The organism is Methanothrix soehngenii GP6 (genome assembly GCF_000204415.1).
Taxonomy (GTDB): domain Archaea; phylum Halobacteriota; class Methanosarcinia; order Methanotrichales; family Methanotrichaceae; genus Methanothrix; species Methanothrix soehngenii.
In genome coordinates this window covers 1,111,209-1,134,546 of sequence record NC_015416.1, presented here as the reverse complement: position 1 = coordinate 1,134,546, position 23,338 = coordinate 1,111,209, and the positions used below count along the sequence as shown (strand labels likewise).

The following is a 23,338-nucleotide window of genomic DNA, read 5'->3' as shown; positions in this document are numbered from 1 at the left end:
GACGAGGAGGAGATAGAAATGGCAGCAGAAGTTAAGAAGGGCATTGACACCACCAAGAATCCCATTCCCTTTGAGATGGCTCAGATCCCTGGGCCAGAGATGGCGAAGACCTATTTGCCGAAGGTAATCGGCGCGATCATCAGAAAGGCGAAGAGGCCTCTGCTCGTGGTAGGAGCAGAGCTCTTCGACGATCCCGTGATGTTCGATAAGATGATTGAGATGGGAAAGATGGGAATTCCCATCGCCGCCACGGCGCATAGCGTCAAGGGCTTTGTGGATAGAGGCTACCTGGAGAACGTCTATCAGATCGGCCTGCATCCGTTGACCAACTTTTTGAGGTTCCCCGACTGGAAGGGCCTGGATGGACAGGGACAGTACGATGTGGTCATATTCCTGGGCATCTACTACAAGTTCGCCAATGGCATGCTATCCACATTGAAGAACTTCAACCGGGACATCAAGCGCGTCTCCATAGACCGCTACTATCATGTCAATGCCGATATGACCTTCGGCAACCTGGCCTTCAATCCGGACGACTATCACGCAGCCGTAGACGAAGTAATCGCAGCGATGAAGAAATAGAGTTTATCCTATAACAGAAGAAAACAGAAGAGGTGTATTAATGGCAGATATAAAGTTGGACATATCCCCCATGTATGAGGGCGAGAGAATCAGAAAGGACGATCTATGGGTAGAGCTTGGCGGTCCCAAGGCAGATGGATTTGAGCTGTCGCTTGCCACGCCCATGGACGAGATTGAGGATGGAAAGGTAACAGTCATCGGTCCGGATCTGGGAGAGACCCCTGAGGGCACCACCATGCCCTTCGGCATGATCTTCAGAGTCGGCGGCGAGAAGATCGAGAAAGACCTGGAGTCCATCATCGAGAGGCGCAACCATGCCCTGCTCTCCTATATAAGTGGCCTCATGCACCTCAACCAGAGATACGATATCTGGATGAGGATTGGCAAGGGTCTCAAGAAGAAGGGAGTCACCTCCTGGAAGGAGGTCTACGCCCCGGTCATCGACCTGTACAAGGCAGAGATGCCATTCATTGAGAAGATGGACATCACCATCGTCACCGATCCAGCAAAGGTCAAGGAAGAGCTGGCCAAGGCCATGGCCGTATACAAGACCCGCGATGAGCGCGCCAAGGGACTGCACGATGAGGATGTGGATGTCTTCTATGGCTGCACTCTCTGCCAGGCATTCGCTCCCACCAGCGCCTGCGTGGTCACCCCGGACAGGCCATCACTGTGCGGAGCTATCACCTGGTTCGACGGCAGGGCTGCCGCCAAGGTGGACCCAGAGGGCCCCCAGTTCGCCATTGAGAAGGGATCGGCGATGGATGAGGTCAGCGGCGAGTATGAAGCCATTAATCAGATGGCTGAGCAGAGGTCCGGCGGCGAGTACAGCAGAATGCTCCTCTACACATTCTTCGATGCACCCCACACCTCCTGTGGCTGCTTCGAGACCATTGGATTCTATATGCCTGAGGTTGACGGCATCGGCCTTGCCGATCGTGACTTCAAGGGCGCAACCCCCAACGGACTGCCTTTCTCCACCATGGCAGGACAGACCGGCGGCGGCAAGCAGGTCGTGGGCTTCCTGGGCATGGGTATTCTCTACTACTTCTCCCCCAAGTTCCTCCAGGCGGATGGCGGCTGGAGAAGGATCGTCTGGATGTCCAAGGGCCTCAAAGAGAGGGTAAAGGAAGGCATTGATGCTGACATGATGGACAAGATCGCCACCGAGGACGATGCCAAGGACATCGCAGCCCTCAAGGCATTCCTGCTCAAGGTCAACCATCCCGTGGTGGATGGCGTCACCAGAAAGGTGGACAACAAGAAGATCACCGAGGGCTGGAAGCTTGAAGAGGTCGATGATGATATCAAGGGGAAGGTCATGGCCTATATCGAGAAGACCGGCGGAGACATCAACATGGATACCGTCAAGTCCGAGCTTGCCCTGACCGAAGGCCAGTTCATGCAGGTCGTCGAGGCCTTGCAGGAAGACGGCGTGCTCGAGTGAGCAGATTCAAATTTAAGAGAGGGTGTTAAACTATGCAGCTAAAACTGAAACCCAAGGCACCTGCAGCGGCGGCTCCAGCAGCCGCACCTGCAGCAGCAGGCGCAGCAGCACCAGCCATAAGCATGTCCGGCAGCGCCGGCGGCATAAAGCTGATCCTGAAGGATGCCAAGATAAGCATAGATAAGGTAGTACTCGCCAAGTAGAGTACCGCCTTTTTCTCCCTTTTTTGGGAGATGCGGTTTTCCTGCGAGTGCGATTATCTGATCAAAGAGTGAGGGAGAGATATTATGCAGCTTAAGCTTAAGAAAAAGGAAGCGGCTCCGGCCGCAGCAGCAGCACCTGCAGCAGGCGCAGCAGCTCCGGCTTTCGCTATGCCAGCAGCAGCATCGGGTGGAATGACCATTGAACTGAGGGGCGCATCCATCCACGTAGCGGAAGTTGTAATAAAACCGAAAAAATAAGGAAGGCTAGACTTTGGGGAAAGTAATAGCGATAACAGGTAAAGGCGGCACCGGCAAGACCGCAGTGACCGCAATGCTCATCAGACACCTGAATAACTCTGAAAAAAAGTTTCGAATCCTTGCTATCGATGCCGATCCTGATGCCAACCTGGCAGATGCGCTGGGCGCTAAGGTGGAAAAGACCGTTGGCGACATGAGGGAGTTCATGCAGGATTCCCGGTTCACATCTTCACCGGACACTGATAAGCAGGCGCTTTTCGAGGCTAAGATCTTTGAGATCCTTTTGGAAGAAGATGGTTACGATCTTTTGGTGATGGGCAAGCCCGAGGGTTCTGGATGTTACTGTTATGTCAATAATCTTTTGCGAGCCATTATGGATAAGACCGCCAAGGATTATGATCTGATTGTAATCGACTCGCCCGCGGGCCTCGAGCATTTCAGCAGGAAAATTTTTCCAGACCTCGACGACCTTATCGTCGTAACTGATGAGTCCAGAAGAGGGCTTACCACCGGCGAGAGGATTCGGGACATTGCCCGCGAGATGGGACTGAAGTACAAGGATCTGTATGTGGTTGTGAACAAGATCACCACCGGAAGGCGGGATAAGGTCATCGAGAACGCAACCAGCCTGGGCCTTACTGTTATCGGCACTATCCCCTATGATGAAAGCCTGGCCAAATTCGATTTAGTGGGAGATCCATTGACCGGCCTGCCCGATGATTCGCCTGCAGTTAAAGAGATGGCGAATGTCGTCGGGAAACTGGGCCTGTGAGGGTGATTCGAATGGCAGACAAGATCACTTTATCTGACCTGAATAAGACATTAACAGAGATGAATGTTCAATCCCTCGAGGGACTGAAGATCGAGGGAGATGTTGAGATAGACCTGGACGTGGGCGCAGGTGGCGTAGGCCCGCTCTTCGCATACTACTTTGGAGAGCAGGCAGCCAAGATCGCCATGCAGCTCATGGACTTCGCCAAGGCAGTGGGATATCCAGTACAGAACCTGATGCAGCCGGTGGCTGTCGCTCAGGCCATATCCCCGGCGCCTAAGGACATAGCAGCAGCCGCTGCCGCAGTCCCCGCTTTTAAGGTGGCCTCGGCGTTAGCCAGCGCCAAATTCAGCGTGGGCGTTGACAAGACCTGGAAGCATCCCATCCAGGAGGTAACCCTGGGAGCGACCAAGGCAGACGGCGGGAGCCGCGGCCATGTGGTAAAGCTGGGCGGCGAGAAGGCCATGCCCTTCTTCCCGGATGCAGCAATGCCCCATGCCCCCAAGATCACCATGGACGTCTTCGACATGCCCATCGGCATGGCCAAGGCAGTCAAGATGCATTATGAGGATGTAATCAACTCACCAGGCGAGTGGGCCAAGAAGGCAGTCAGGGATTTCGGCGCCGACATGGTCACCGTTCACCTGATCAGCACTGATCCGCTCCTCAAAGACACTTCCGCCCAGGATGCAGTCAAGACGGTAGAAGAGGTCCTGCAGGCTGTGGACGTGCCCATCTGCATCGGCGGATCAGGCAACCCAGACAAGGATCCAGTAGTGCTATCCAAGGCAGCTGAGGTCGCACAGGGCGAGCGGGTTCTTATCGCTTCCGCCAACCTGAACATGGACTGGGAGAAGATCGGCAAGGCCTGTGTGGACAACGGACATGTCTGCCTCGCCTGGACCCAGCTGGAGATCAACTCTCAGAAGGAGCTGAACAGAAAGCTGATGAAGGTGGCTGGTGTTCCGCGCGAGTCCATAGTTATGGACCCGACAACCGCTGCCCTCGCCTACGGCTTGGACTTCGCTTACTCCAACATGGAGAGAATAAGGCTCGGCGCTCTGAAAGGCGACGATGAGCTGACATTCCCCATGTCCTCCGGCACCACCAACGCCTGGGGTGTCAGAGAGTCCTGGATGGTCCGTTCACCGAACAAGGACGACTCCGACTGGGGAGACAGAATGCTGAGAGGCCCGATCTGGGAGATTCTGACCGGCTACTCTCTGGCCATGGCTGGAGTGGACATCTTCATGATGATGCATCCAACGGCGGTCGCATATCTGCATGAGATCACCCAGTCTCTGATGGGAAGAATAGAGGCCAAGACGCCTGAAGCCAATGCCTGGCTCAAGATGGGGGTGTGAGGAACATGAAGGAAACAAGCCCGCTTAACCTTTACAAGCAGCTTCCACAGACCAACTGCAAGAAGTGCGGAGAGGAGACCTGCATGGCCTTTGCCGCTGGCCTGATCGCCAGAACCCGCAAGGTAGAGGAGTGCACTCCGTTAATTGAAGAGAAGAAGTACGCCAAGAAGCTTGCGACCCTCAGGAGCACCGTCGCTCCCGAGCTGAAGATGGTCTATGTGGGGGTCGGAGACAAGCAGGTCAAGGTAGGTGGCGAGGACGTCATGTACCGCCATCAGATGACCTTCTTCAACAAGCCGCCATTTGCCTTTGATGTTGCCGACAACATGGAAGAGGCAAAGCTCATAGAGCGGGTCAAGAAGATCACCACCTGGCGAAAGTTCTACATCGGCAAGTGGCAGGGCGTGGAGATGATTGCCGTCCGGTCTGTGACCGACGATCCGGCCAAGTTCGCCGCCTGCGTCAAGACTGTCATGGCCAATGGCAATGGCTTCCCGCTCATCCTATGCTCCTTCAATCCGGCTGTTCTCAAGGCAGGCCTGGAGGTCGCATCCAAGGAGAAGCCACTCATCTATGCCGCAACAAAGGACAACTGGAAGGAGGTTGCTCAGCTGGCTTATGATTACAAGGTCCCAGTCACATTGAGCGTTCCCTTCGACCTGGATGGCCTCAAGTCCATGGCCGTCACCTTCGCCGAAATGGGACTGACCGATTTGGTCTTAGACCCCGGAACGGCACCCAACGGCAAGATGCTGCAGCAGACCCTCACCAATTTCATCAACCTGAGAAGAGCTGCTGTAGAGGAGGCCCAGAGGGATATCGCCTATCCGGTAATGGTCCTGCCCATCAACGCCTGGCTGACCACCGATGATCCGGTTCGTGCTGCTTACTGGGAGTCAGTGCTCACCGCAGCCTTCGTCATTCGCGGAGGTGCGATCATGATCAAGCACTCCACAGAGCCCTACAGCATGATGCCCGATATGCATCTGCGCTTCAACATCTACACCGATCCGAGAACTCCGGTGCAGGTCAAGCCCGGCATCTACAAGGTCGGCAATCCCGGACCGGAGTCGCCAGTCTTCCTGACCACCAACTTCGCCCTGACCTACTACACAGTGGAGTCGGACGTGGCCTCAAATGGCATCGATGCTTACATCATCGCCATCAACACCGATGGCATAGGCGTGCAGGCATCTGTCGCTGGCGGCCAGCTCTCCCCGGTCAAGATTCAGGACTCCTTCAACGAGGCAGGCTTCGACTGGGCCGGTCAGAAGTACCCGGCCATGGTCCTGCCCGGCATGGCAGCCAAGTTCTCAGGCGAATTGGAGGACCTCTTCGCAGGCAAGGCCAAGATCATGGTCGGCCCAGAGGACTCCGGACGCATCATCGGCTGGATGAAGGACTTCTGGCCACCCAAGTAAAGCGAACTCGAAAAAGGGTATTGCATGTGCCCCAAAGCGGGCACATACTCTTATTTTATGGCTTCTTGATCTGAAAGTCAATTTCAGGAGGAAAACGATCTTCTATGTTAGCCCTAAAAAATTCTGCTTTGAGCCTGGCTCTGATGCTCTTCATTCTGGCAGGAAGCGCCCAGGCCCAGCCGTCTGATGGGGCGGAGGTCTATCTGGGTGAACTCGATCTGCTGGCAAATATCAACTCCACGAATTCCAGCTTGATAAACAGCACCCTCATAAATAGCACAGCGGCCAATAATTCCACATCGATCGATGTCGCTCTTGCCCTGCCCCAGAACCTATCTGCCTCCATCGGAAAAGAGGTTCTTGACCTCACCAGCTATGCAAGAGACAGGGTAAACAAGAGCCTGGCCGGCTACACGAATATCATGTATCCCATCACCGGCTCTCGGGGGACCACAGCCTCTACCTCAGGAGGAGGAGGCGGTGGAGGTGGATGCGGCTGCGGTTAGCTTCCCGCGCGTCAATTTTTGCGATGTCTATATCTTTTTGCATAGATACAGGCCTAAGAACCCCTCTTTTTGTTCCTCTCTCTCGATCACAAAGCCCGCCCTCTCGATCAAGCCGCGCATGATCCAGTCCATGGTGGAGAATTCCTTATTGATGTGGCTGGTCATACTCTGGGCAAATCCAGGACCAGCCTTCTCCATCGTTTTAGATATGAACCTCTCTATCTGCCTCTCATAGTCGCCCGGATCGAAGGAATAGACGATGTCCCTCAGACAGAGCCTTCCTCCCGGCCGCAGCATGCTGGCTATGTTCAGCAATGCGATCTGTTTCCAAAAATCTGGCAGGTGGTGCATGGCTATCTGGCTGACGATGGCGTCAAGCGGCCCGTCATGGTGGTGGTAGGTGAGAAAGCCGCCGACTAGGAAGCTGATGTTGGAGATTCCCTGCCCCTGGGATTTTTCCCGGGCATACTGGAGCATCCCCGGGGATATGTCGATGGCATAGACCCGGGCGCAACGGCGGGCGGCGGCCAGGGCGAACTCGCCAGTGCCTGTTCCTATTTCCAGCAAGGAATGATGGGGCTTGATCTCCAGGAATGATAGGATCTCCTCTATCTCCCCCTGGATGTCTCTGAACCTTTGCATATTTCGGTCGTAGGATGGGGCGATGGCATCGAAGTCCATGCCGGGATGGTCCGGCTCGTGGTAGCACCATTCGGGTGGAGGTAGTCTATCTTCTTGCATTGAGTTCACCTTTGAAGCTCGCATAGAGCATGGGTTGTCATATCTAAAAGTATGTAAAATGTGGCTCAACAAAAATTAGTTATAAAATGCAGGATAGGTTATCTAAGGGGATCGAAATGCCAAAGATAGCTATAATCTACGCCACAGGCATGGGAAGGACAAAGAAAATGGCAGAGGCCATAGCCAGCGGGGCAATGACCATCGAAGGGACTGATGTATTGCTGAAAGAAGTCTATGATGCATCTTTAGATGATATAGCGGACGCAGATGCAATCGTTCTTGGTGGCTCGACTTATAACTATAAGCTCATCAAGTCGATGGATCCATTCTTAAAAGAGATGGTAAAGCTCGACTTGAACGGGAAGGTGGGAGTGGCATTTGGCTCGCATGGGTGGAGCGGTGAGGGAGTTGTAACCTTGATCGCCCGCATGAAATCCTTTGGCATGCGAGTAGTGGAGCCAGGGACGACAGCCATACAGGTCCCGGGCAAGGAGGATATTGAGAAGTGCTTCCATCTGGGAAGAACGATCGCTGCGGGACTGGGAAATTAGGTCCCTTCCCGGATGGCTGAGAAAGAATGCGGGATGCACTGAGGCTCAGGAGATAATTCAATTCTCCTGCAACTGTTTGCTCCTGGCACCAGAGCTTCAGGCTGCATCCTTCCGCCGGCTGAGCTGCTTTATCATCTCTTCCTGGCTTGCCCCTTGGCCTAGCAGTTCTTTAAGTCGGCTCTTCGCTATATGGGCGATTTAAGGTAGGGAAAATGGCCTTTTGTTCCTCTGTGTCTCTGTGGTTGGGTCAGAGCATAGCGGTTCACCACAGAAGGCACGGAGACATAGAGTTTTTCCGATTCAAGTTCACCCCTTCAACTCTCATCCGGGCGACATACCTCCATCGCCCTCTCCAGCTCCAGCGCTACCATTGCCCCTGCCATCCTCTTCTGCACCGTCCCTGCCAGCATCCGGCCCGCCCGGGCCCGAGAATACTGGTCCACTTGCCAGTCCAAGCCATCGTAGCCCACTTCCATGAGAATCAGCCCCTCTGCTGGGGCGGTAGGAGCGCCGTGGTTCAATTCGGGACGGAGGAGATCCTTAAACCAGCGCATATCCTTCTGGCCTGAGCCCACCTTTTCGGTGGCTCCCACGATCTTTCGCACCATATTCCACAGAAAGCCGTCTGCCCGGATGTCGAAGATGAAAAGGCCGTCTCTCTCTCTTATCTCCAGCTTCTCTACCCTCTTTACCGTTCCCACCTTGGCGGAGGAGAAGTTTCGAAAATCGTGCTCCCCCAAGAGCATATCCGCTGCCTCTTCCATTAGATCCCTGTCCAGGCCGGGGTGCCAGAGAAGATACTGGTACTCCCGCCAAAGGGCATTCCAGCGGGCAGAAAAGCCCACTGGGGCGATGGACCATGCCCAGGTCCAGATGTCCCGGGGCAGCCTGCCGTTCACGCACCGCGGCCTGGTCAGATCGATTTTATCCTCATCTATCCAGAAGTCGATCACCTGGCCCAGAGCTGAGACTCCCCGGTCCGTCCGGCCAGCATAGCAGAAGTCGCCGTGGATGACCCCTATCTGGGCCAGCGCCCGTCGGACCTGGCTGTCCACAGTCACCCGGTCGGGCTGCTTTTGAAATCCATAATAGTTATCTCCCAGATAGGCGAGCTTGAGGGCGACCTTCATCCTGATCTTATCCTGAAAAAAAAAGATGGATTGGCTGGCTATTCCTTGATCCCTCTCAGATCTCCCTGGGATCGGTGATATAGCCGGTAATGGCGCTCGCTCCTGCGGTGGCGGGGGAAGAGAGGTAAACGAAGGCCTGGGGGCTTCCCTGCCTGCCCACGAAGTTGCGGTTGGAGGTGGCCAGACAGCGCTCTCCTGCCCCCAGGAGGCCGAAGCTTCCTCCCATGCAGGGGCCGCAGCAGGGCGACTCCACCATCGCCCCCGCCTCCATGAACCTCTCCACCAGGCCGGCTCGCAAGCATTTCATGTACTCATCCCGGCTGGCGGGGACCACGATCATCCGTACTCCTTTGGCCAGGGGCTCATTCTTCATCATCTCGCTGGCAAGCTGCAGATCCTCGAATCGGCCGTTGGTGCAGGAGCCCAAGAATACCTGATCGATCCGGGTTTGGGGAACCTGGCTGATGGGCAGGACGTTGTCTACATTATGGGGCATGGCGATCTGCGGCTCGAGATCGGATACATTCCACTCCCTCCGGGAGAATGCTGCATCCTCGTCTCCCTTGACGAATCCTGCCTCAATTGCCTCTCGATCCTGGACTCGTCCCTCCAGGTAGCTCTTCGTCGTCCCGTCCGCCGGGAAGATGCCCACCTTGGCCCCCATCTCTATGGCCATGTTGGAGACCGTCATCCTCTCAGGGATGCTCATCCTCTCCGCGGCCTCACCCCGGAACTCACAGGCCAGATAGTTGGCCCCGTCGGCACCTATATCGCCGATGATGCGCAGGACGGCGTCCTTTGATGTTACTCGGGAGGGCAGCTGGCCCTCGATCATTATCTGGAGGGTCTTGGGCACCATAAACCAGAGCTTGCCGGTGGCGAAGACTGAGGCCATGTCCGTCGAGCCGACGCCGGTGGCAAAAGCCCCAAAGGCTCCATAGGTACAGGTGTGAGAATCGGTGCCCAAAATCACGTTTCCAGGAAGCACGTGCCCTTTCTCAGGCATCACCTGGTGGCATACGCCGCAGAAGATATCGTAGTTGAGAATATCCTGCTCGGCAGCAAACTTGCGCAGCTGGATGTGGTTTTCTGCTGCCTTCAGGCTGTCTGCCGGGACCTGATGATCGAAGAGAAGAACGATCCTGGTTGGGTCCCAGACCCGGGCATCCCTGCCTGCAATCTCATAGAATCCCTTCACTGCCAGGGGGCCGGTTATATCATGAATCATGGCGCCATCTACATTCGCCATGACGAACTCGCCCGCCTTTACCTCTTTGTTTGCCGCTCTGGATAATATCTTCTCAGACAGGGTTTGGCCGCTCATGGTGACTCTGTTGCCCTTCATGATAATAAATCTTGACCTTTAGCCCGGCCATGCCGCGGGTCATCCTCATTCAGCAAAAGCGTCCTTTGATAGTTTGAGGCTCTGAATCTTTGCTTCTCTTAGGTCGGAGACGAAATCCGCCATCAGATTTCGGTTTCTCAGGACGGCCGCCGGATGATATGTCACAAGAAAGCGATCGCTCAGAATCCGGCCGCGCAGGACAGTAACCCCCACAACTCCCAGGACGGCTTGAATGGCAGTGTTCCCCATCAGGCAGATGATCCTGGGGCGGATGGCATCCATCTGATCCTCTAGATAGGGCAGGCAGAGTTCGATCTCCTTTTTATTCGGCTTTCTGTTCTGGGGTGGACGGCATTTGATGACACTGGTTATGAAGACATCCTCTCTTTTCAGGCCGGCCTCGTTCAGAGCCTCGTCCAGCAACCTTCCCGCCCGGCCGACGAACGGCAGTCCTTTCAGGTCCTCCTCCCGACCGGGGGCCTCTCCCACCAGCATGATCTCGGCCTTGGATGGGCCGCTTCCGGGCACAGTGAGGTTTCGGCTGAGAGAAAGAGGACAAAGATCGCAGGAGGCGATCTTCTCCTGCAGCAGGATCAGGTCTGGCGGGCACATGCTGGCAGCCATTGAAGCTTGTCATTGATAACCCTTCTCCATCGATCCTTCCCCTATGAAAAATCAATCGCAACGAAAGGTTCTTATTTATTCAAGCCCTCTAGCCAGATGAGGAGGGTACTGATGCAGTTCGCAGAGTGGACATATCCCCTGAGGAAGTTTGACGATATATATTATACTATTGAGAGAATAGTTTATGGCAAAGGGGAGCTGAAGGGCTTCACCACCGAAGATATCTACAATAACCTGCGGGATAAGCGCTTTTTCAATGATGTGCAGGATCTGAATCGATATCTGCTGGAGAACGGGCGGAAATATAAGATAAGAAAGATCGATGATACCTGGGAGCGCTATTACTAGCGCTTCATCTGATCTTTTCTTTGAAGTAGATATTTCTCTCATCAATTCCCAGTTCATTGAACCTACCAGTGGCCAGGATGCTATGGCTGTACTTGAGCAGGGCCACCCTTACCCCCGGTGCCACCACCGACTCTGAGGGGAGGACCACATTCTCGCCAACAACCGGAACACCCCCTTCCGCACCATTATTCAATCCTAGAGCACTATGCTCCTCTAAGATGCAATGGCGGCCCACTATTGCTCTGTTGATAATGACTGAATGCATAATATGAGCAAAGCTCATCACCATGCTATCCTTTATCTCAACGTCGCGGTCGATGAGGCTGGTATGGCCGATATGGGAGTTCTCAATGACCACACCCCTCTCTATGCGGCAGTTTCTTCCTATGGAGACATTCCCTTTCAATATGATATCCCCTGAAGCAAGATCCGGCTCGATCCTGGCCAGGGTGCTGGGATGGATCCACTGATTGGTCTTGTAACGGTACTTGCGGTCGAAGTGCCTTACCCGGCCGGAGAGGCAGTCCATAGCCGCCTGATGCAGTCTCTCCGGTGTTCCTATATCTATCCAGTATCCTGCGACGGGGAAGCCGTAGACAGGATAGCCGTTCTCAGTCAGGTAGGGGATCAGATCGCCGCCTATATCCCTGGCCTTATCACCCATCTTAGCCAGGACCTCCCGGACCTCGGGGCTGAAGAGATAAAAGGCGGTGTTTATCATCCGGCTGGGCTCGCTGCCTGGCTTTGGCTTCTCCACGAAACCGCTGATGCGCATATCCTCATCCACCCGCGCTACGCCATAAGATGAGATGCTCTCCCCCGGTGCTATCTCCTTCAAGGCGACGGTCAGAACCGGCTTATGCAACTGATGGAACTGGACAATGCTTGACAGATCGATATCGATAAGGTTGTCTCCTGACACCACCAGAAGGTCATCTTTTATATCAAAATAGTTCATGCAATAGCGCAGAGAGTCGGCACTGCCTACGTCATCATAGAGCGGCTGATAGCTGAAATCCTGGTGGTCGGCGATTCCCAGACGCTTGAAGAAGCCCTCACCGGCCTTGAAATAGTTGCTCAGGTTGAGGGTATTGCTCGCTCCCTTGCTGCCTAGAATGAACCGGCGACAGCCTTGGCTGGCCAGAACCCGGAAGAGGTTGGCAATTATGGCCGTATCGCATAGCTCCACCAGCGGCTTGGGCTGGTCCAGGGTCAAAGGATAAAGGCGCGTCCCCGAGCCGCCGACGGTTGCTAGAACCTGGGGAAACATGCTCCATAATTGAAGCTGGCAGGAATGATAAACCTATCCCCGCAAATCATACCGGTTGCATCTGTTCTATCTCTTTCATTCTATATTCAGTACCCTCGCATGATCTTCATAATGATGCGGGCGATCATGAAAGCGATAAGGAACAGAATAGCATAGAAGGCTATTGTAATTACATCCATGGCAGGTAATCAGTCATTTCTGGTTTATAGATTTGATTGCCATACAAAAAGATTGATCAGCCATAAGTGCCCCAACCCAGAGCAATCAGGTGCGATTCATGAATCATACAGGGGCCATAGAGAGGGCGAAGGAGCACTTCGCTGAACTGCTCAATGAGCAGCTCAAGCGCGTTGATCAGATGAAAGCAGGAGAGGACTGGGCGGACTACAGCCGGCTTATGCCGATAATAATTGGGGTGGTAGGAGGAGACGGCATTGGCCCCTTCATCACCAAAGAGGCAGTCCGGGTGCTCGAGTACATCCTGGCTGAGGAGATCCAGTCGGGAAAGGTCGAGCTGAGGTGGATCTCGGGCCTTACCATCGAGGAGAGGGTCAAAGTGATGAAGGCCCTGCCCGAGGAGACCCTGGCGGCGCTGAAGGAGTGTCATGTGATACTAAAGGGTCCCCTCACCACCCCCAAGAAAGGGGATAAATGGCCAAACCTGGAGAGCGCCAACGTATCCATGCGCCGGGAGCTGGACCTCTTCGCCAATGTCCGGCCGGTCAAGGTGCCGGAGAAGGGTATCGACTGGATCTTCTACCGGGAGAACACCGAGGGCGAGTATGTCCTGGGCAGCTCAGGATTCAATGTCACTGAGGACCTGGCAGTGGACTTCAAGGTTATCACCAGCCAGGGAGCGGAGCGAATCGTGCGCCTGGCATTCGAGTATGCCAGGAATAATGGCATCAATAGAGTCTCTGCGGTCACCAAGGCCAATGTGATCAAGACCACTGACGGCAAGTTCCTGGAGATCGCCCGGAGGGTGGCGGCGGAGTATCCGGAAATTCAGTTCGATGACTGGTTCGTGGATATAATGGCGGCAAAGCTGGTGGACGAGAAACGGAGGCGCGACTTCAAGGTGATCGTCCTGCCCAACCTGTACGGGGACATCCTCACCGATGAGGCCGCGGAGTTCCAGGGCGGAGTGGGCACCGCCGGAAGCGCCAATATCGGCAAGAGGTATGCCATGTTCGAGGCCATCCACGGCTCAGCTCCGCGCATGGTCGACGAGGGCAGAGCGCAGTATGCCGATCCGGCGAGCATGATGAGGGCCTGCGTGATGATGCTGCGCCACATCAGCTTCATAGATCAGGCCAGCCGGATGGAGATGGCGCTGGATATCTGCGGCCAGTTCGAGAAGAGAGTATCTCTCACCGGCAGGCCAGATGGTGCCACTGGAGCCCAGTATGCAGACTATGTGCTCGAGACTGTTCAAGATCCAGATCTACAGAATCGCTGGCAGAGATATCAGGCTTCTGGAGAGGTAAAGCTTTAGCTGAATGATCCCATATTAATTCTCGTGGAAAACCTTGCAGAAGCATTTCTGGGCTTGAGCCGAGAGGATTTCTCTCTGCTGGGCGCGATTGAAACCGGGATGAGGACTCACGAGTGGGTCCCCACTTTTATAATATCCAAGCTTGCCGGCCTCTCCGCCAGCAAATCAGAGTATCGCCTGCAGCATCTTTTTGAGAAAAAGCTGGTGGTACGAGAGGCTCAGCATTACCTGGGCTATCAGATAAACTTCGATTCCTACGACCTTTTAGCGCTCTCAGACTTCGTCCGGCGCGATCAGGTAAAAAGCATCGGAGAGCGGATCGGGGTGGGCAAGGAGTCCGTGGTCCTTGAGGCCCAGGGATACGCCTCTTTAGCCATCAAGTTCCACCGCCAGGGACGGACCAGCTTCAAGCACGTCCGCCGCCTGCGCGATCACCTCAAGGACAAGCCTCGGGTTCCGTGGCTCTATGCCGCCTCCCTGGCGGCGAGACGGGAGTTTGCAGTGATGGAAAAGCTCTACCCAAAGGTCTCCATCCCCCGGCCGGTGGCCATCAGCCGGCATGCTCTGGCAATGGAGTATGTTCCCGGACCCCTGCTCAATAAGATCACCCTCTCCGATCCCGAGGAGGGCTTAAGGTTGATCCTTCAGGAGGTGGGACGGGCTCTAGATCTGGATATCGTCCATAGCGACCTGAGCGAGTTCAATATCATGATCACCGATTCCGGGCCGGTGATCATCGACTGGCCTCAGGCGGTGGATGCCGCTCATCCTCATTCAGATGAACTCCTGAAGAGGGATTTAGGCAATGTGCTGCGCTTTTTCCGGAGCAAGTACCGCATCGATATGCCGCTGGAGGAGGCGCTCACAGCGGTCCGGGAGGCAGAGAGGATTTGAGCATCTTTGGGGTGGATATCGCCAGCGGATCGCCGGGCAGCCGCAGGGCTCCCAGCTACTCACTGGTGGTCCTGGAGGGGGATGCCACTGCCCTTCACCATATGATCAGCAGGCATAAGCTGATCCGGATGATCCGGGAGCGGCAGCCGGAGATCGTGGCTATGGATAACGTCCATGAGCTGGCCCAGAGCCACAGGGATCTGATCAACCTCCTGCGCCGTCTCCCCCCTTCGACCAAACTGGTTCAGGTGACGGGCGGGGATCGGCCGGAGTCCCTGGTCCGTCTGGCCCGCTGGAATGGCATCACCTTCGACCGCACCAGGCCCCTGGAAGAGGCGGAAGCTTCGGCCAGGCTGGCGGCCAGGGGCGTTGGGGCCGTGGTCTCCGCCTTTGAGGACAAGACTCTGATCAAGGTGAGCCGGAGGCGGTCATTGGGTCGGGGCGGCTGGAGCCAGAACCGCTACACCAGAAAAATCCATGGAGCGGTGATGGCCATGGCTCGGGAGGTGGAGAAGCAGCTTCGCGAAGCCGGTTTGGAGTACTCTCTGCGGACGGTGGAGGGCCTCGGTGGCTTCACCCGGGCGGAGTTCGTGGTGGAGGCCACCAGGGATAAGGTGCACATCAACCCCGGCTATTCGGTCGATGCCCAGCTGAAGGTGCAGAGCATCGAGAGGCCTGCTCTGCAGTATAAGCCGCTGCTGCACCGCAGAGGCTACATCATTGTGGGCCTTGACCCAGGCACCACCACCGGCATTGCCGCCCTGAACCTGCGGGGGGAATTGGTCGATCTGATCAGCTCCCGGGCTATGTCCTCATCCGATGTCATCGAGTGGATAGCTGCCAGGGGAAGGTCGCTGATTGTGGCTACCGACGTCTCGCCCACGCCGGGGGCGGTGGAGAAGGTAAAGAGGGCCTTTAATGCCGTCTTATTCAGTCCGGGGGCGGATATGGCCGGGGAGGAGAAGATAGCCCTGGGAAGAGAGGTCGGCTACAAGAACGACCATGAGAGGGATGCTCTGGCTGCTGCTCTATCCGCCTTCAGGAAGTACAAGAACAAGTTCATCCAGGTGGAGAAGAAGGCTCCGGCGGAGGTAGATCCCGATGAGATCAAGGCACTGGTGGTCCGGGGCTATTCCATTGAGAACGCCATCGCCGAGTTCACCCATCCGCCCCCGGCGGAGGGCAGGCCAGCCGCCCCGGCGGCCTCCGGGGCCCCTGCTCCAGATCCGGATACCGCCGGCCTGAGGCAGCATATCCAGCAGCTATCCGAGCAGGTGAAGACGCTGCGCACTTACGTGGATGAGCTGCGGGCCCAGCTGGCGGAGAAGGATGCTGATCTGCAAAAGGCTATCGAGAGGCTGGACCGGCTGAAGGATAAGACCTCCAGAGAGATCAAAAGGGACCATGAGATCAGGATCCGGGACAAGGAGATCGGACGGCTGCGCTCCATCCTGCGCTCGGAGAGGAAGTACACCAAGAAGCTGAAGAGGACGGTGGCCGCCCGGAAGAAGGCGGAGAGGATTGAGGAGGTCAAAGGGCTGCGCCGTCTGAAGCCGGTGGCCGCCTTCTCCAAAGAGGCGGTTCTGGCTGCGGCGGAGCGCTACTCTCTGGCTGAGGGGGACCTGGTCCTCTTGGAGGACTCCAGCGGCGGGGGAAAGAGCACGGCTGAGATGTTTCGGGAGAGGGGGGTTGCCGCCATAGTGGCAGAGGGGGAGATGGCCCAGGCGATGCAGGAGTATTTCCTGGACCTGGGCCTGCCCGTATTCACATCCTCGGAGATTGCGGTGCAGAGGATCGATGGGCTGCCCTTTATCCAGCCGGAGGAGCTTGAAGCGGCGCGGGAGAGGTGGGAGGTGCAGCAAAAGGCCAGGCAGGCGAGGCTGGAGGCCGAGAAGCTGGAGAGCTTATTCCAGGATTACAAGGTGGAGAGGATGAAGGAGGAGAAGAGGAAGAAGAGGATGAAGATGGCTGAGAAGATGGGGGCGGAGGGGTATGAGTGAGTCGAAGCTCTCCGACAATCCATCCCTATCTGACCTATTATTGAACGGCTACACCCCAGTATTGAGGATAAACGCAAACCAGTAATCAAATCTATTGCGGATTTTGTAGATGAATTTCTGGACATTCATTTACGGGTACACTCCATAGACCCAATGCGATAGTGCTTCTTGCGCCGATTGCCAGATATTTATTCTTATTTATGGCAAAGGATTGTTTTCTTAAGACTTGGTCTGCGATTCATTAAGCACCTTAAGTGCTTCATGCAGAGGAACCGTTTCTTCAAAAAGGAAGGTTAAGATTTGCTGCGTAATCCGGACATAGATCGGCTGCAACCTCAGATTGACGATCCGGAATAGCTAACTGTCTGGTCACACCCTATGCCCGACCTTTTGGCCAGACTTTCCCTGATTGTTCTTATCCTTTTTGAGATTGCGGCCACGTCGAAGGTTCGGAGGAGTATGGGCATTCTCATATTAGCTAATCGGGCTTCTAGCTCACTTATCCTCGCCTTGAGCATTTCATTTTCAAGCCTTAATAGCTCATTTTGCTCTCGAAGTTGCCGGATAATCTCTAATTCGTCCATATTTTCAATAAAAGAACATTACCATAATATTACTTAATTTTCCCAGTCTAATTTAATTCTGTTTGATGGGTAGATCTAAAAAGGAAGGGGAGCTAAACACGTAAGCTATCTTTAATAGACACGAAGCATAATCGATAGATTTCTATAATAGTATTCATCAAAGCAAAATAAGCAGAGAGCATAGGAAATATAAATGAGGGATTAAATGGATGAACAATATGCAAACCTTATTAAAATCATAGAGCAGAACTATAAACAGGTTCCTAATAAGAACTCTAGAAGGAATAATTCGATAGATGACGAATATCACTTTAACCGATACAGTTACTCTAATTTTATATCTAGGAGCGAATTTTCGCGCGATAGAGATAGAATACTTTTTTCGAGGGCATTTAGACGCTTAGAACATAAGGCACAGATTTACTCTCATGAAAGAGGAGACCATTTTAGAACAAGGCTTACACATACATTGGAAGTGCTTCAGATAGCAAGAAATATTTCAAGATACTTAGGGCTAAATGAAGATTTAACAGAGGCGATTGCCCTAGGTCACGATATAGGACACACCCCATTTGGTCATGAAGGGGAGAGAGTATTAGATCAGATTCTAAGCGGAAAAGCAGAATACAAAGAATTAAAATATGAAATTAATTATACTGGATTTAAGCATAATTTTAATAGTTTAAAAGTGCTAGATGAAATAGAAAAAAAATATGATAATGAAAGCGGCCTAAACTTAACTTGGCAGGTTCTCGAAGGAATCTTGAAACACACAAGAATTAAACGAAATAATGAATTATGGTGTGATATTGATAGATTTTTGCTCAATTTAAGCAACTCTAAATTTAATATTAAATTTGAAAATTTGCTAAATTATGAATACTCGGTTACATTGGAGGGACAGGTCGTCGCGATAGCGGATGAAATTGCACAACGACAACACGATCTAGATGATGGCATGCGAGATTCAGGCTTAGGATTAAATTATGATGATATTTTTAAAGAGGTTAAAAAGTATATAATTGAGATATTAAATAGTCATAGAGATGAATCAGAACACCATTTCGTAGACTTATTGAAAAATTTACGTGATATCTTGGATATAAGAGATAAAGGAACTAACGTATATAAAAGAAACACTATAATTCGAGATATCATAGAATATTTTATTTGTGATGTTACCCTGATGTCGTTTAAAAATATAGCAGAAATGGCAGAAGATTGTCTAATTACGGAAGAAGATTACAAATTTTTTGGTAGAAAATTAATTACATACTCTCAATTAGGAATAGAATTAGATAAAAAATTAGATCAATATATTAAGAATAGAATAGTGAATTCAAATGAGGTAAATAAATTTGATGGGAAAGCGAATTACGTGATCAAAAGACTATTTAAAGCTTATTATTCTAATCCTCGGCAGATGTCAAAGTATGCTTTAGAACGGTTGTCTACTCTTATCTCATATAATTCAGAGATATATATTATACGATTTAGTGAATTAAAAGATAATGATACTGGAAATCCACTCGAGGTTAAGAATATAAATTTCTCAAATAATAGCCCTGATGAAGTCAATAAACTAATTGATTATTTGAAAATGGATATAGATATAAAGGAAATATTATGTCCCGATGATTTCTTTAATTCTGATCTAACTGAAGTAAGAAATAATGGCATATTGCTAAAAGTTAATAAATTGGATGAAATACAAAATATGTCCTTGGCGGAAGTAATGCTAATGGATGACCATACTAAATTTGTTAAATGCATGTTAGAGGATCACTACGCTTTCCTTTCAGTAATTTGTGATTATATATCCGGCATGACAGATAATTATGCTGAAGAAGAATACCAGAAATTATATCAAACTTAATATTATCTTTTTAAAGTTCAAAATTTCTTCGATATCTTTTTTATACATAAATAATAATTATAATAGCTTTTATTAATTGTACAATTGGCAGGTAGTGTCCCGAAATTGCTGTAATTTCGTAGCGGCCCTGTATCCTACTATCATTACTCTACGTCCATCGTTAAATACTCTTTACCTGTGACCCATTCTTCATTTATATTTATCATGATGCATCCTGCTAATCTCATCAGGGATTGATCGCTCGGGAATGCTCCCACAGGTCTGCTTCTGCGCCCCAATTCCTTATTGATGCGCTCAATGACGTTTGTGGTTCGTATCCTCTTCCAATGGGCCTTGGGATACGCCTTATAGTTCCAGAGATCGAATCTGAACCTGTCGATTGTCTCTGCAGCAGGATCGTACCCTCGATCTCTCAACTCCTTCGCCAGTTCTTGCATCTTCATCTCGTCATACGATGCCTCTTTTAGCTTATCGGCAATCTCCTGTTTGTCTTTGTTGGGAATGCTCTCCAAGATCGCCCTACAATGATGAACATGGCAATGTTTCGACTATGCCTCGACTGCATCGAGGCTGCCACCGATCGCATGATGGCTGTAATCGGTAAATAAATATTACAATAACAAATTTTTTGCTCCCCTAGCTAGGATATGCAAAAATTAGAAAATAATTTCCTAAGAATTTTTGCAAGAAACGATCTTGATTTTAGTAATCTCAAGTTTTAATGTATTGCCTATTTGTACTTAATTTCTAGTATATGCTCTTTAAAGTTTAGATAGCCTAATATATTAAGAAAATTGAAACTAGTTCAATGAATAATGTGGGTGGGACAATGTGTGAAGATCTTTATTAGTTGGTCAGGTCCAAGAAGCAAAGCTATGGCAGAGGCCCTGAAAGATTGGCTTCCAAATGTGATACAGTCAATTGATCCATGGGTTTCCTCATCAGATATCGACGCAGGTATGAGATGGACTCCAGCTTTAGCTGAGGAGTTGCAGCAAACTCAATTAGGAATCATATGTCTCACAATTGAAAACCTGAGTGCCCCCTGGCTTCTCTTCGAAGCTGGTGCATTATCAAAAATAATCGACAAAACAAGAGTATGTCCTTACTTGATGGGACTCGAACCCACTGAGGTCACGGGTCCACTTGCCCAGTTTCAAGCAGTTAAAGCAGAGAAAGATGGCACAAAGAAACTACTGCAAACAATTAATCATGTTCAAGGAGAAAACCCTTTATCGGAGGATAGGCTTAATATAATATTTAATACATTTTGGCCATCGCTCGAGCAAACCCTAAAAGATATCTCGAATAGCCCTCAAGAAAAGACAGAGCCAAAACGCTCATTGGATGACAAGGTTGACGAAATATTGAATATCGTTCGCGAGCAGTCCTGGGCAATTTCATCAATTTCGTTGAATACAAATCTATCAGATGCAACCAACAAAGTGAAAAATGAGTTGGCCAAGTACAAAGTCGAAATGTCAGATGGTGAAATAGAGAGTCGGCTTGAGAAGCTTATCATTGATTTTAGAGTTCCTGAGTCAGAAGCAATTAAAAGCGTCCAAAATTATTTCCTTAAGGAAGCAGGTGTCAAAACTAGGCGCAAACGAGTGGAACCTGGTGATATAAAAATTTAAGGGTAGACATATATGATCCATATACCCCAAGGATAATAGATCGTATGAGGAATTGCTATGAACATCACTAGGGAAACGAGATGAAGGATAGTATATTGTCTTCTCTTGAGGGGAATGCCGTTAATTATAAACTTATATTTATAAGAAAAATCTCAAGTGCCCTTTCAGCATCCGAAAACACTCATCATATTGCTTCCCAAACCTTGAACGGCTCCCCTCCAATTGTATCCAAGCCACCCCGGCGTTGAGGGGCCCAGGGCATTAGCGCGGGAGGCCAGCAGGCCGACTCGCGGCGTGCACAAAAAAAACAGTCTGTTTAGATCAATCTTAGCCTTGATAACAGCCCTGGATTCGAGAACTCAACTATGCTGAAAGTCCAGATCTTTCGAGCCTCATTAAAGCAGTTCAAACTTCTGGCCCGGCCCGCCTGGCGAATTTTTCCTTTAATATATCACAATCCAAAACCATCGACGGCTTATTCTGATCTCCCTGGCTTTGAGGGGCCCTATTTGCCTGCGTCCCGGAGGGCCGACTCGCGGCTTGCACAAAAAGAAACAGTCTGTGTAGATCGATCCTAGCCTTGATAACAGCCCTGGATTCAAGACCTCAACTATGCCGACAGTCGAGATCTTTCAAGCCTCATAAAAGCAGTTGAAGACTTTGGCCAGCCCCTCCTGGCGAGTTTTTCCTTTTATATATCACAATCCAAAACCATCGACGGCTTTTTCTGATCTCCCTGGCTTTGAGGGGCCCCCATTGCCTGCCGCCCGGAGGGCCGACTCGCGGCACCCACTGAAAAGAATCCAAAATGATGAATATCTGTAGAAACCTGATGCATACTTGGAGGCACAAATGAGGATCAGAGATGCCATAAAACTGATCGAGGCCGATGGCTGGCGATTGGTGAACACCAAAGGCAGTCACAGAGGATATCTTGGATGGCCAAATACACGATAATCATTGAGAAGGGTGAGGGTAATTACTCCGCATACTGCCAGATCTCCCTGGAGTGGTTTCCGCGGGCGAAACCGAGGAGGAGACGGCAGAACTGATGAAAGAAGCTATAGAGTTGCATCTGGAAGGGCTGAAGGAGGATAGGATACCTATTCCAAAGCCAACGATCTCTGCAAGATATGAAGAGGTCATGGTATGAAGGCGTAGTCGCGCCCTGCGCTTGCCAAACAGCTCTTTCATAACCATTCCGGTCTCCGGGGACCTCAATATAGGTCTCCTCGAATCGGCAATAATAGACTTTAGGACGCGCTCTATGAGTCCACAGCTTAACCGCCCTCGCCTGGCCGGCCGCGACCATAAGCCGCGCCCCCAAACATAGCGCAGGAGGTCAGCAGGACAACTCGCGGCGTGCACTTAAAAAAAGCCTGCATGGATTATGTTAGCCTAATCCAGATTCATAAAATAGACTCAGAAATGTATAACCTTAATTAATTTATAAATCAGTAATTGATCAAAACAACAATGTCTTTCCATTGATCTCATTCTTTCATAAGTCTTATATGTCTCCTGAGCAATCTATTATTATAATGAGCGCAAAAGCAGTTGATGATGCACAACTCATCATTAAGAGATCCCTGGAAAGAGAAATAAGCCTCCTTGATATGAAGATGAGGCTAGCCGAGAATGAAATTCGAGAGTTCGAAGAGCGATATGGGATGGACTCTCATAAATTCTTGTCTAAATTCGAAAGCGGAGAGTTGGGCGATTCTCAAGACTTCTTTGAGTGGTGGGGTCTATTGAGGGGCAGGGATGCAGTTGCACATGAGATACAAAAGGCAAAAGCGGTGCTCTCCCTTTGATCTCTGACTATTTTAGAATAGTTGATTTCAGATTAATAGATGCAGAAATAATTGCTGATAAAAAGGTCAGTTACAGCGAATTCAGTCCTGATCAAGGCATGCTGCGTGGAAGGTTGCTCTTTATCGACGGATCAACTCTGGAGTTCATGGAGTATCTTCACAGAGACCAGAGGCTAAAATATAGATTTCACTTAATAGATAAGAATGGGCAGATGGTATTTCGATATGATAATGCCCCACATCACGAGAACTCCACCTTTCCCCATCACAAGCATATTGCCAATGATATTTTGGAATCCGAAGAGAAAGGAATTTTGGATATACTCAGGGAAATAGAACATCTCATATGTAAGAGTGTTTGAGTGTATGCTCCCTGCCTAAAGCACCTAATCATGGATTATAGGGGACATAAGGCCGTATGGATGCCAGAATGAGAATATCGACTAGGATTAATTACACCCTAAACGGCTTGCCTC

Annotated in this window: 24 protein-coding genes and 1 pseudogene; 18 read left to right on the top strand and 7 right to left on the bottom strand. The window is 51.3% G+C overall.

Annotated elements, in window-relative coordinates:
- Positions 1–18: 18 nt before the first annotated feature.
- From cdhB to MCON_RS05675, 8 genes are all read left to right on the top strand, one after another.
- Entirely contained in the window at positions 19–582 is a 564-nt protein-coding gene (cdhB, locus tag MCON_RS05700) for a CO dehydrogenase/acetyl-CoA synthase complex subunit epsilon (RefSeq protein ID WP_013719067.1), read from the top strand.
- 40 nt (positions 583–622) lie between these two features.
- Complete coding sequence (gene cdhC / locus MCON_RS05695) at positions 623–2,029, top strand: CO dehydrogenase/CO-methylating acetyl-CoA synthase complex subunit beta (RefSeq protein WP_013719066.1); 1,407 nt, start codon at positions 623–625, stop codon at positions 2,027–2,029.
- 32 nt (positions 2,030–2,061) lie between these two features.
- Positions 2,062–2,232, top strand: a complete 171-nt coding sequence (locus MCON_RS16050) for a hypothetical protein (protein ID WP_157863689.1) — start codon at positions 2,062–2,064, stop codon at positions 2,230–2,232.
- A gap of 84 nt (positions 2,233–2,316) precedes the next feature.
- Positions 2,317–2,490, top strand: a complete 174-nt coding sequence (locus tag MCON_RS16045; protein WP_157863688.1) for a hypothetical protein — start codon at positions 2,317–2,319, stop codon at positions 2,488–2,490.
- 13 nt (positions 2,491–2,503) lie between these two features.
- Entirely contained in the window at positions 2,504–3,262 is a 759-nt protein-coding gene (locus MCON_RS05690; RefSeq protein ID WP_013719065.1) for an ATP-binding protein, read from the top strand.
- An 11-nt stretch (positions 3,263–3,273) separates the two neighbouring features.
- The gene (gene cdhD, locus MCON_RS05685) at positions 3,274–4,626 is read left to right on the top strand and encodes a CO dehydrogenase/acetyl-CoA synthase subunit delta (RefSeq protein ID WP_013719064.1); all 1,353 of its coding nucleotides are present in this window, start codon (positions 3,274–3,276) and stop codon (positions 4,624–4,626) included.
- Between the two features lie 5 nt (positions 4,627–4,631).
- Entirely contained in the window at positions 4,632–6,047 is a 1,416-nt protein-coding gene (acsC, locus tag MCON_RS05680) for an acetyl-CoA decarbonylase/synthase complex subunit gamma (protein ID WP_013719063.1), read from the top strand.
- A 104-nt stretch (positions 6,048–6,151) separates the two neighbouring features.
- Positions 6,152–6,553 (top strand): hypothetical protein, encoded by a 402-nt coding sequence (locus tag MCON_RS05675; RefSeq protein WP_013719062.1) that lies wholly within the window; start codon positions 6,152–6,154, stop codon positions 6,551–6,553.
- Positions 6,554–6,580: 27 nt separating this feature from the next.
- Here the strand turns inward: MCON_RS05675 and MCON_RS05670 are convergent, their stop codons facing one another.
- On the bottom strand, positions 6,581–7,294 hold the full coding sequence (locus MCON_RS05670; RefSeq protein ID WP_157863687.1) for a class I SAM-dependent methyltransferase: 714 nt from the start codon (positions 7,292–7,294) through the stop codon (positions 6,581–6,583).
- A gap of 116 nt (positions 7,295–7,410) precedes the next feature.
- Here MCON_RS05670 and MCON_RS05665 point away from each other — a divergent pair, with 116 nt between their 5' ends.
- Positions 7,411–7,845, top strand: coding sequence for a flavodoxin domain-containing protein (locus tag MCON_RS05665; RefSeq protein WP_013719060.1), 435 nt, complete (start codon positions 7,411–7,413; stop codon positions 7,843–7,845).
- A gap of 314 nt (positions 7,846–8,159) precedes the next feature.
- Here the strand turns inward: MCON_RS05665 and truA are convergent, their stop codons facing one another.
- The 3 genes from truA to MCON_RS05650 are packed head-to-tail and all read right to left on the bottom strand — an operon-like array spanning position 8,160 to position 10,944.
- Positions 8,160–8,975, bottom strand: a complete 816-nt coding sequence (gene truA / locus MCON_RS05660; protein WP_013719059.1) for a tRNA pseudouridine(38-40) synthase TruA — start codon at positions 8,973–8,975, stop codon at positions 8,160–8,162.
- A gap of 55 nt (positions 8,976–9,030) precedes the next feature.
- Positions 9,031–10,320 carry a 3-isopropylmalate dehydratase large subunit gene (locus tag MCON_RS05655; RefSeq protein ID WP_013719058.1) on the bottom strand — a complete coding sequence of 430 codons (1,290 nt, stop codon included), beginning with the start codon at positions 10,318–10,320 and terminating at the stop codon, positions 9,031–9,033.
- Positions 10,321–10,365: 45 nt separating this feature from the next.
- Positions 10,366–10,944: a uracil-DNA glycosylase gene (locus MCON_RS05650; protein ID WP_013719057.1), complete on the bottom strand. Its 579-nt coding sequence runs from the start codon at positions 10,942–10,944 to the stop codon at positions 10,366–10,368.
- Positions 10,945–11,055: 111 nt separating this feature from the next.
- Between MCON_RS05650 and MCON_RS05645 the strand changes: the two genes are divergently transcribed.
- Entirely contained in the window at positions 11,056–11,292 is a 237-nt protein-coding gene (locus MCON_RS05645; RefSeq protein ID WP_013719056.1) for a hypothetical protein, read from the top strand.
- 4 nt (positions 11,293–11,296) lie between these two features.
- Here the strand turns inward: MCON_RS05645 and MCON_RS05640 are convergent, their stop codons facing one another.
- Positions 11,297–12,562 carry a sugar phosphate nucleotidyltransferase gene (locus MCON_RS05640; RefSeq protein WP_013719055.1) on the bottom strand — a complete coding sequence of 422 codons (1,266 nt, stop codon included), beginning with the start codon at positions 12,560–12,562 and terminating at the stop codon, positions 11,297–11,299.
- A gap of 277 nt (positions 12,563–12,839) precedes the next feature.
- Here MCON_RS05640 and MCON_RS05635 point away from each other — a divergent pair, with 277 nt between their 5' ends.
- Genes MCON_RS05635 through MCON_RS05625 form a run of 3 tightly spaced genes read left to right on the top strand, consistent with a single transcriptional unit; the run spans position 12,840 to position 16,951 of the window.
- Entirely contained in the window at positions 12,840–14,057 is a 1,218-nt protein-coding gene (locus MCON_RS05635) for an isocitrate/isopropylmalate family dehydrogenase (protein WP_013719054.1), read from the top strand.
- 24 nt (positions 14,058–14,081) lie between these two features.
- Complete coding sequence (locus MCON_RS05630) at positions 14,082–14,951, top strand: RIO1 family regulatory kinase/ATPase domain-containing protein (RefSeq protein ID WP_013719053.1); 870 nt, start codon at positions 14,082–14,084, stop codon at positions 14,949–14,951.
- On the top strand, positions 14,948–16,951 hold the full coding sequence (locus MCON_RS05625; protein ID WP_013719052.1) for a DUF460 domain-containing protein: 2,004 nt from the start codon (positions 14,948–14,950) through the stop codon (positions 16,949–16,951). Before MCON_RS05630 ends, MCON_RS05625 begins: the two co-directional genes overlap by 4 nt.
- Before the next feature lie 335 nt (positions 16,952–17,286).
- Here the strand turns inward: MCON_RS05625 and MCON_RS16655 are convergent, their stop codons facing one another.
- Positions 17,287–17,535, bottom strand: a complete 249-nt coding sequence (locus MCON_RS16655; protein ID WP_048131967.1) for a hypothetical protein — start codon at positions 17,533–17,535, stop codon at positions 17,287–17,289.
- Positions 17,536–17,740: 205 nt separating this feature from the next.
- Between MCON_RS16655 and dgt the strand changes: the two genes are divergently transcribed.
- Positions 17,741–19,411, top strand: coding sequence for a dGTP triphosphohydrolase (gene dgt / locus MCON_RS05615; protein ID WP_013719051.1), 1,671 nt, complete (start codon positions 17,741–17,743; stop codon positions 19,409–19,411).
- 143 nt (positions 19,412–19,554) lie between these two features.
- On the opposite strand, the pseudogene MCON_RS05610 reads toward dgt, so the two are convergent.
- Positions 19,555–19,950, bottom strand: a pseudogene (locus tag MCON_RS05610) (transposase); the annotation flags it as partial.
- A 276-nt stretch (positions 19,951–20,226) separates the two neighbouring features.
- Here MCON_RS05610 and MCON_RS05605 point away from each other — a divergent pair.
- The 4 genes from MCON_RS05605 (at position 20,227) to MCON_RS05590 (ending at position 23,224) form a co-directional block, all read left to right on the top strand.
- Positions 20,227–21,048, top strand: a complete 822-nt coding sequence (locus MCON_RS05605) for a TIR domain-containing protein (RefSeq protein ID WP_013719049.1) — start codon at positions 20,227–20,229, stop codon at positions 21,046–21,048.
- 1,051 nt (positions 21,049–22,099) lie between these two features.
- A complete protein-coding gene (locus MCON_RS17105; RefSeq protein WP_394296215.1) occupies positions 22,100–22,201 on the top strand; it encodes a hypothetical protein in 102 nt (33 codons plus the stop codon).
- A 388-nt stretch (positions 22,202–22,589) separates the two neighbouring features.
- Entirely contained in the window at positions 22,590–22,862 is a 273-nt protein-coding gene (locus MCON_RS05595) for a hypothetical protein (RefSeq protein WP_157863686.1), read from the top strand.
- Positions 22,859–23,224, top strand: coding sequence for a toxin-antitoxin system TumE family protein (locus MCON_RS05590; protein ID WP_013719045.1), 366 nt, complete (start codon positions 22,859–22,861; stop codon positions 23,222–23,224). The genes MCON_RS05595 and MCON_RS05590 overlap by 4 nt, the downstream gene beginning before the upstream one ends.
- Positions 23,225–23,338: the final 114 nt, after the last annotated feature.

Bases quoted from the DNA above. Each gene is read 5' to 3' on its own strand.
- cdhB (WP_013719067.1), top strand. From the start codon at position 19: ATGGCAGCAGAAGTTAAGAAGGGCATTGACACCACCAAGAATCCCATT.
- cdhC (WP_013719066.1), top strand. From the start codon at position 623: ATGGCAGATATAAAGTTGGACATATCCCCCATGTATGAGGGCGAGAGA.
- MCON_RS16050 (WP_157863689.1), top strand. From the start codon at position 2,062: ATGCAGCTAAAACTGAAACCCAAGGCACCTGCAGCGGCGGCTCCAGCA.
- MCON_RS16045 (WP_157863688.1), top strand. From the start codon at position 2,317: ATGCAGCTTAAGCTTAAGAAAAAGGAAGCGGCTCCGGCCGCAGCAGCA.
- cdhD (WP_013719064.1), top strand. From the start codon at position 3,274: ATGGCAGACAAGATCACTTTATCTGACCTGAATAAGACATTAACAGAG.
- acsC (WP_013719063.1), top strand. From the start codon at position 4,632: ATGAAGGAAACAAGCCCGCTTAACCTTTACAAGCAGCTTCCACAGACC.
- MCON_RS05675 (WP_013719062.1), top strand. From the start codon at position 6,152: ATGTTAGCCCTAAAAAATTCTGCTTTGAGCCTGGCTCTGATGCTCTTC.
- MCON_RS05670 (WP_157863687.1), bottom strand. From the start codon at position 7,294: ATGCAAGAAGATAGACTACCTCCACCCGAATGGTGCTACCACGAGCCG.
- MCON_RS05665 (WP_013719060.1), top strand. From the start codon at position 7,411: ATGCCAAAGATAGCTATAATCTACGCCACAGGCATGGGAAGGACAAAG.
- truA (WP_013719059.1), bottom strand. From the start codon at position 8,975: ATGAAGGTCGCCCTCAAGCTCGCCTATCTGGGAGATAACTATTATGGA.
- MCON_RS05655 (WP_013719058.1), bottom strand. From the start codon at position 10,320: ATGAAGGGCAACAGAGTCACCATGAGCGGCCAAACCCTGTCTGAGAAG.
- MCON_RS05650 (WP_013719057.1), bottom strand. From the start codon at position 10,944: ATGGCTGCCAGCATGTGCCCGCCAGACCTGATCCTGCTGCAGGAGAAG.
- MCON_RS05645 (WP_013719056.1), top strand. From the start codon at position 11,056: ATGCAGTTCGCAGAGTGGACATATCCCCTGAGGAAGTTTGACGATATA.
- MCON_RS05640 (WP_013719055.1), bottom strand. From the start codon at position 12,562: ATGTTTCCCCAGGTTCTAGCAACCGTCGGCGGCTCGGGGACGCGCCTT.
- MCON_RS05635 (WP_013719054.1), top strand. From the start codon at position 12,840: ATGAATCATACAGGGGCCATAGAGAGGGCGAAGGAGCACTTCGCTGAA.
- MCON_RS16655 (WP_048131967.1), bottom strand. From the start codon at position 17,535: ATGGACGAATTAGAGATTATCCGGCAACTTCGAGAGCAAAATGAGCTA.
- dgt (WP_013719051.1), top strand. From the start codon at position 17,741: ATGGATGAACAATATGCAAACCTTATTAAAATCATAGAGCAGAACTAT.
- MCON_RS05605 (WP_013719049.1), top strand. From the start codon at position 20,227: ATGTGGGTGGGACAATGTGTGAAGATCTTTATTAGTTGGTCAGGTCCA.
- MCON_RS17105 (WP_394296215.1), top strand. From the start codon at position 22,100: ATGAAAGAAGCTATAGAGTTGCATCTGGAAGGGCTGAAGGAGGATAGG.
- MCON_RS05595 (WP_157863686.1), top strand. From the start codon at position 22,590: ATGAGCGCAAAAGCAGTTGATGATGCACAACTCATCATTAAGAGATCC.